The 6,874-nt window shown below is 46.0% G+C and carries 7 protein-coding genes; 1 reads left to right on the top strand and 6 read right to left on the bottom strand.

Annotated features, from left to right (window positions below):
* Positions 1 to 42: 42 nt before the first annotated feature.
* A complete protein-coding gene (locus AB4232_RS02865) occupies positions 43 to 924 on the bottom strand; it encodes a LysR substrate-binding domain-containing protein (protein ID WP_372086102.1) in 882 nt (293 codons plus the stop codon).
* 281 nt (positions 925 to 1,205) lie between these two features.
* Here AB4232_RS02865 and AB4232_RS02860 point away from each other — a divergent pair, with 281 nt between their 5' ends.
* Entirely contained in the window at positions 1,206 to 2,393 is a 1,188-nt protein-coding gene (locus AB4232_RS02860; protein ID WP_017062388.1) for an MFS transporter, read from the top strand.
* An 85-nt stretch (positions 2,394 to 2,478) separates the two neighbouring features.
* On the opposite strand, the gene AB4232_RS02855 is transcribed toward AB4232_RS02860, so the two are convergent.
* The 5 genes from AB4232_RS02855 to AB4232_RS02835 all read right to left on the bottom strand — a co-directional run.
* Positions 2,479 to 3,042, bottom strand: coding sequence for a sugar O-acetyltransferase (locus AB4232_RS02855; RefSeq protein WP_372086099.1), 564 nt, complete (start codon positions 3,040 to 3,042; stop codon positions 2,479 to 2,481).
* Between the two features lie 221 nt (positions 3,043 to 3,263).
* Positions 3,264 to 4,262, bottom strand: coding sequence for a LacI family DNA-binding transcriptional regulator (locus AB4232_RS02850; protein ID WP_372086096.1), 999 nt, complete (start codon positions 4,260 to 4,262; stop codon positions 3,264 to 3,266).
* Between the two features lie 99 nt (positions 4,263 to 4,361).
* The gene (locus tag AB4232_RS02845; protein WP_372086094.1) at positions 4,362 to 5,801 is read right to left on the bottom strand and encodes a 6-phospho-beta-glucosidase; all 1,440 of its coding nucleotides are present in this window, start codon (positions 5,799 to 5,801) and stop codon (positions 4,362 to 4,364) included.
* Between the two features lie 170 nt (positions 5,802 to 5,971).
* Complete coding sequence (locus tag AB4232_RS02840; RefSeq protein ID WP_372086105.1) at positions 5,972 to 6,496, bottom strand: hypothetical protein; 525 nt, start codon at positions 6,494 to 6,496, stop codon at positions 5,972 to 5,974.
* 51 nt (positions 6,497 to 6,547) lie between these two features.
* Positions 6,548 to 6,874 (bottom strand): VOC family protein (locus AB4232_RS02835; protein WP_372086091.1); only part of this gene is annotated, 327 nt, incomplete at its 5' end.

The raw sequence follows: 6,874 nt of genomic DNA, 5'->3' as shown, positions 1-6,874 counted from the left end.
TATTTTAGGACGAGACAATGCGGATATCGTCAACTGCCTTAGTTAGAGCTTCAAACGGGGCTGAATAAAATCGATAAACGCCGAGATACGTTTAGAGACCGATGACGACTTGTAGTAAACCGCATTCACTCGCTCTCGGTCTGTGTTGGCAAGTTTGTCTTGTTCCAGAATAGGGATTAGTCGCCCTGCTGCCATATCCTCCTGCACCATAAACCCCGATAAACAAGCAATCCCATTTCCAGCTAAGACTAGTTGACGCACGGTTTCACCATTACTGGCTGTCACAGTAGGCGCGACATAACTTTGGTTTGGTAAAGGCCAATGGTTAAGCACTTTGTTCCCTGCAAAACCCACAATTTGATGCAAACTCAAATCTTCAGGTTTGGTGGGCAACCCACGCTTAGCGAGATAATCAGGTGACGCCACAATATGGAGTAAGCTTTTGCCTAACGGGCGCGCGTGCAGTGTTGAGTCGGACAACTTACCGATTCGAATCGCAACATCAGTTCTCTTTTCCAGAAGATCAACGAAGCCTTCGTTGGACGTGAGTTCCAACTCAATGTCTGGGTAAGCCTCTTTGAATGACTGCACCAAAGGCACTAGCTGATGGAATACGAATGGACTGGCGGCATCGACTCTTAAACGACCTTTTGGCAACTCACCGCGCGACACGATTTCTTCTTCCGCGCTCTGGATCATCTGTAACCCCAACCTGACTGAATCGACAAACTGCCGCCCTTCCTCCGTCAATTCCACGCGTCTCGTTGTTCGGTTGAATATCGAGACGCCGAGTTGCGACTCAACCTTACTCACCGAGCGAGACACCTTGGCGACCTGCACATCCAGCGCCTCTGCCGCCGCAGAAAAACCACCAGCATCGACAACGGTGAGTACCATTTCTAAATCATCTGAACGGGTTAACATGAGGCTCCTTCGCTATCTTCATTTTGTTTAATGTCATCTCGCTTGTGCTCATCACAGCTCAAATCATCTATGTCTTTTCGATCTCATCAGCTTAACCCAATGATCGGCTAACTCTTTAATTATTGCAAATTTCACAAAGGTTATTTGTGAATAACGGCATTTTTCACAAATATATTTTGCTAGATAATCCTCGCCATCAAACGAAGCGCTCCTATTGCAGTCACAAGCTGCCCCATTTTATCGCGCTCGGTATTTAACAAAGAACAGTAAGAGAGATGATTATGCCATTAGCATTACTTGCATTGACGCTCAGCGCCTTTGCCATCGGAACCACAGAATTTGTCATCGTAGGCTTGATTCCTACCATGGCGAGCGACTTGAATGTATCTCTGCCATCGGCAGGCCTATTAGTCAGTTTATACGCGCTTGGCGTTGCTATTGGCGCACCAGTATTAACGGCATTAACCGGAAAGTGGAATCGTAAAGCGGTATTGCTAACCGTGATGGCATTGTTTGTCATTGGTAACTTATTGGCGTGGCAAGCTCCAGGCTATAACACGCTGATCGCCGCACGAATTTTGACCGGCCTCGCCCATGGTGTGTTCTTCTCGATTGGATCGACCATCGCGACAGGTTTGGTTTCAAAAGATAAAGCAGCCAGTGCCATCGCGATCATGTTTACGGGTTTAACGGTTGCATTGGTGACCGGCGTACCACTGGGCACTTACATCGGTCAAACCTTTGGCTGGCAAGCGACCTTCTTGATCGTTGCTCTGCTTGGTCTTATTGCTCTTATCGGTAGCGCTATCTTGGTTCCAAGCAACCTTAAGCAACCACCTGCGGCGAAGATTTCGGCACAACTAAAGGTTCTAACTCAACCACGATTACTGTTGGTTTACGCTATCACAGCACTAGGTTATGGCGGCACATTCACAGCCTTTACCTTCCTTGCTCCAATACTGGAAAACGTATCAGGGTTTGATTCGAGCTCAATCAGCCTCATCATGTTGGTTTACGGTGTGTCAGTGGCGGTGGGTAACATCTGGGGCGGAAAAATGGCTGACAAGATGGGCCCGATTAAAGCGCTGACCGTTATCTTCTCTGGTTTAGCCGCAGTACTGGTGGTATTCAACTTTACCGCTGTAAACCCTTATGCAGCCGTTGCGACTATTTTGGTTTGGGGTGCATTTGCATTCGGTAACGTTCCGGGGCTACAAGTGTATGTTGTGAAACTGGCTGAGAAATACACACCAGACGCAGTCGATGTCGCTTCTGGATTGAACATTGCCGCCTTCAACGTCGGTATTGCATTGGGCTCATGGGGCGGTGGTTTGATTGTCGCGAAATCTGGATTAATGAACACCCCTTGGGTAGGTGCGGTGATCGTTTTGATCGCTCTTGTTCTGACTCGATTCAGTGGTGCGTTAGATAAGAAGCAAGCACAACAAGCTGTTCCATCTAGCATCTAGCATCTAGCATCTAGCATCTAGCATCTAGCAAGAATAGAAAAAACAAAGCCCGAACCTAGGTTCGGGCTTTGTCATTTAAATCTGATTATTGTCCGTTATCGATCGCTTTCAGCACTTTACATGGATTACCGACTGCAACCACATTGGCTGGGATGTCTTTGGTTACCACACTGCCTGCGCCAATCACGCTGTTTTCGCCAATGGTTACACCCGGGCAGATGATTACACCGCCGCCAAGCCAAACATTGTCGCCGACGTTAATCGGTGTGGCAAACTCAACACCCTCTTCAACTCGGCCTTTCACATCGAGTGGATGACCTGCGGTCAGGATTTGAACGTTCGGACCAAGCAGCACATTATCACCAATGGTCACTTCAGCCACATCCAAAATCACGCAGTTAAAGTTAGCGTAAAAGTTCTTGCCCAGCTTGATATTCGAGCCGTAATCACAACGAAATGGAGGTTCTAAATGCGCATTTTCACAGCCCGGAATCAGCTCTTGCGTTGCTGCTTCCCATTCCGGTGTGTCAGGAATACTGTTATTGAGTTTTTGAAGCACCTTACGACATTCGATACGAGCTGCATAAAGCTCTTTATCCCAAGCCTGATAAGGTTCGCCTGCTAGCATTTTTTGTTTTTCTGTTTTCACGTTACTTACCTGTTCTCGCATTACTTAGCTATTTTCATATTACTTAGCTAGTTTCACATTACTTAACTGTTTTCACATTACTTAACTAATGGTGGTCAATTCATCGACCAAAAACGCAATATCGCACATCTAAATAACAGTGAATAATGAGTGTTTGAGCTTGGTTTAAGAGATGCGCAGCTCATCACTTTTTGTAGGTAAAATATGAAATTCGAACAGTGCTAATTTAGCTTCGCTATCGAATCACGTAACACCAAACTGCCGGTGGTATTGATGGTGGTCGCTTGCTCTGTTTCACCGACAATTTGCAGGATCGCCTTTTGCGTCATTTGCTCTAATGGCACACTGACAGACGTTAAGCTTGGCGTTAAAAACGCACCCACTTTGCTGTTATCAAAACCGACGATAGAAACATCTTGAGGTAATGAGTACCCAAGTTCGGTTAACGCCTTAATCGCACCAATCGCCATGTCATCGTTTTCAGACAAGATCGCAGTGAAGCTTACTTTACTTTCCACTAAAGCTTGCGCGGCACGGTAACCGCTCCCCATCGTCCAATCACCTTGAACAACTTTGGCCTCATCCAATGCAATACCCTGTTTAGTTAACACATCTTGATAGGCTTGGTAACGCAGCTCATCGGCCGAAGAACCGGCTTTACCACGAATCACTGCAATATCTGTATGGCCTTGCTCAATGATGTGTTCAACCATCAAACAAGCGCTCTGATAATGGTCGGTGGTAATGGCATGGTTAGGCTTCGACGGCATTTCTCGGTTGAGTACCAGAATCGGCGTGTCAGTGCTTTCGATGACCTTTGCAATCTCGCTTTCGGTTAAGCATTGCGGATAGATGATGATGCCCGCGCACTTCATATCCAGCAGGAAGTTGATCGCCTTTATTTCGTCTTCAGCGCTGTGTTTGCCATCGGTGATCACCAGTTGGTGATTCGACTTTTCGCTATAAGAAGCCGCGTGATACATCAAGGAAGAGAAATATGGGCCATTGAACAACTCATTGGTGATTACAAAGCCGATGAAATTGGTCTTCTTGGTCGCCAATTGCTGAGCCAGCAAGTTCGGTCGATAACCTGTTTCTTGAATCGCATCGAATACCTTTTTCACCACATCTGGGCGCACGATGTTCTTGCCATTTAAGACACGAGAAACGGTCGATTTAGATACGCCTGCGCGGTTCGCGACATCAAGCATGGTTACCATTGGCTTCTCTTCCTTTATAAAAAATTAGCCGACATAGGCCGACTAATTCATTGCAAAATGACAGCTCACAGTTCACATAACTGCGCTGGGAAATGCATTCTAAATAGTGGCACCGTTAGATGCAATCACACCTTTATACCACTCAAACGACTTCTTGCGCTTGCGTTCTAGTGAGCCAGATTGATCGTTGTGCTTATCTACGTAAATGAATCCGTAGCGTTTTTTCATCTCACCGGTGGTGAACGACACTAAGTCGATACAGCCCCAAGGGGTGTAACCCATCAAATCAACACCGTCGATCGCAACGGCTTTTTTCATCTCTTTGATGTGGTCGCCAAGGTAAGCTATACGGTAGTCGTCATTAATGCTGCCATCTTCTTCAATGGTATCAACAGCGCCAAAACCGTTCTCAACGATGAACAATGGCACTTCATAACGTTCATACAGAGACGCTAAACAGAAACGCAAACCCGTTGGATCAATTGGCCAACCCCAATCGCTAGACTTGATGAACGGGTTATCAACCGAATTCTCATGACCGCCGTCCATCGCCTCTTCAGTCGACTGATGCGAAGAAGAATCCAAAGTATTCGACATGTAGTAGCTAAAGCCTAAGTAATCGGCCTTACCTTCTTTTAGGATCGTCTCATCTTCTGGTTGCATCTCAATGTTGAAGCCTTTGATTGCCCAATCGCGCTTGGCGTAATTTGGGTAATGACCACGCACCATCACGTCCGAGAAGAAGTAACGGTCACGCATCGCTTGCTGTGCCACCATAATGTCTTCCGGTTTAGAAGAACGAGGATAAAAAGGCACCATCGCACACATTGCGCCGATCTGAAGATCTGGGTTAATCTCGTGACCTTTCTTAACCACCAAAGCACTTGCCACAAACTGATGGTGAACCGCTTGATACATGGCTTCTTGCGGCTTTTCACATTGCGGGAACTTAACACCAGAGCACAACCAACCGAATATGTCTGCCGAAGTGTTCATCTGGTTGTTGATCTCGTTAAACGTCATCCAGTATTTCACTTTGTGCTGGTATCGCTCCATCACCGTAGTTGAATACTTAACAAAGAAATCGATCACTTTTCGGTTCATCCAGCCGCCATATTCGTTAGCTAGATGGTAAGGCATTTCAAAGTGACTCAGTGTTACCACAGGCTGAATGTCGTATTTCAACAGCTCATCAAACAGGTCATCGTAAAATGCTAAACCCGCTTCACATGGCTCAGCTTCATCGCCATTTGGGAAAATACGCGTCCAAGCGATACTGGTACGGAAACACTTAAAACCCATCTCAGCGAGTAACTTAATGTCTTCTTTGTAGCGATGGTAGAAATCCACTGCGACTTGGTTTGGATAGTTTTCGCCATCAATCACACCATCAGTGATTCGACGTTGCACGCCATGAGCGCCCGCTGTTAATACATCAACAACACTTACACCCTTGCCATTCGCATCCCAGCCGCCCTCTAACTGATGCGCTGCAACCGCACCACCCCACAAAAAATCATTCGGAAATTCGTTGTTCATACCATGACTCGCTACAAGTTATTCGTGAAAAAGATCAGGATTAGAGCTGCGATCACAACTCTGAAACCGATTTCAATAAAAGCCAAGATACAGATTGAAACCGGCTTCAGCAATGACTAAACGATCTTTTTCTGATCGAACTACAGACTAATCAAAAGTCAGCGTTACGATCAGTGCTCTTCAAAATATTGATCATGTGTGTGTTTGCTAGATTGGTCTTGAGTTCCGGGATAGAACTGAACCAAAGTCTGATCGGCTAGTGTGAGGTGAATCCAACCCTCTTTGACTTTCAGCCAATTGGTGCCGTTGGTCTCGTAGACGGCAGGAAAAATGCCCCAGCCTGATTCTGATACCTGCAACTCTTGAAAACGGTCAATTGGAGTGAGTTTATTGCTGTTGAAATCAGCATCGGAGTAAACCAACAGAGTCTTGATAGCATCGTTTGGCTTAAACGTATAACAGCTCACAGAGGCTGAAGTGCGATCAAACCACTGGTAGGGTTGTGCGCCTGTTAAATCATAGACCGTACAGTCGTTAAATTGAATAGCCCACTCTTGGTGAGCTTTAAAACCGAGGTAACCTATTGGCTGTGATGGTTCAGGTTTCGAGTCAGCTTCTGGTTCATACACCGGTTCTGAGGTAGCACATCCCATAAGCCCAAGACTAAAAAGGAAAGTCACAGCAAGCTTCATCATTGTCATACCTCAGTTCCGTTAGTAGATGAGTAACTCAATTAAGTCTCTACATTAAACGGTAAGTTCCAAGCGATTACCATCAGGATCGAGCACACAGCTCTCATAATAGCCATCACCTGTTCTTCTTGGGCCATCTAAGCGCTCATAGCCGTCTTCGACCAAGCGTTGAGTCAGTTGATCGACCGCTTGTTCCGACCCTAATGAAATAGCCATGTGAATGAAGCCTGTGAACTGCTCATAAATGTCATCTTTCGATTCAGGCACAGAATCCATTTCCATGATCTCTAAACGACTTCCCGTTTCAAACGAGAGGAAGTATGAAGAAAACCCTTTAGTTGGGTTGTGATATTTTGATTTCGATGTCGCGCTGAAATAATC

It is taken from the genome of Vibrio sp. 10N.286.46.A8, from assembly GCF_041470165.1.
Lineage (GTDB): Bacteria > Pseudomonadota > Gammaproteobacteria > Enterobacterales > Vibrionaceae > Vibrio > Vibrio tasmaniensis_A.
Note: the sequence above shows the minus strand (reverse complement) of the source record. Positions and strands in the feature narration are given on the sequence as shown.

Bases quoted from the DNA above. Each gene is read 5' to 3' on its own strand.
- AB4232_RS02840 (WP_372086105.1), bottom strand. From the start codon at position 6,496: ATGATGAAGCTTGCTGTGACTTTCCTTTTTAGTCTTGGGCTTATGGGA.
- AB4232_RS02850 (WP_372086096.1), bottom strand. From the start codon at position 4,262: ATGGTAACCATGCTTGATGTCGCGAACCGCGCAGGCGTATCTAAATCG.
- AB4232_RS02860 (WP_017062388.1), top strand. From the start codon at position 1,206: ATGCCATTAGCATTACTTGCATTGACGCTCAGCGCCTTTGCCATCGGA.
- AB4232_RS02865 (WP_372086102.1), bottom strand. From the start codon at position 924: ATGTTAACCCGTTCAGATGATTTAGAAATGGTACTCACCGTTGTCGAT.
- AB4232_RS02845 (WP_372086094.1), bottom strand. From the start codon at position 5,801: ATGAACAACGAATTTCCGAATGATTTTTTGTGGGGTGGTGCGGTTGCA.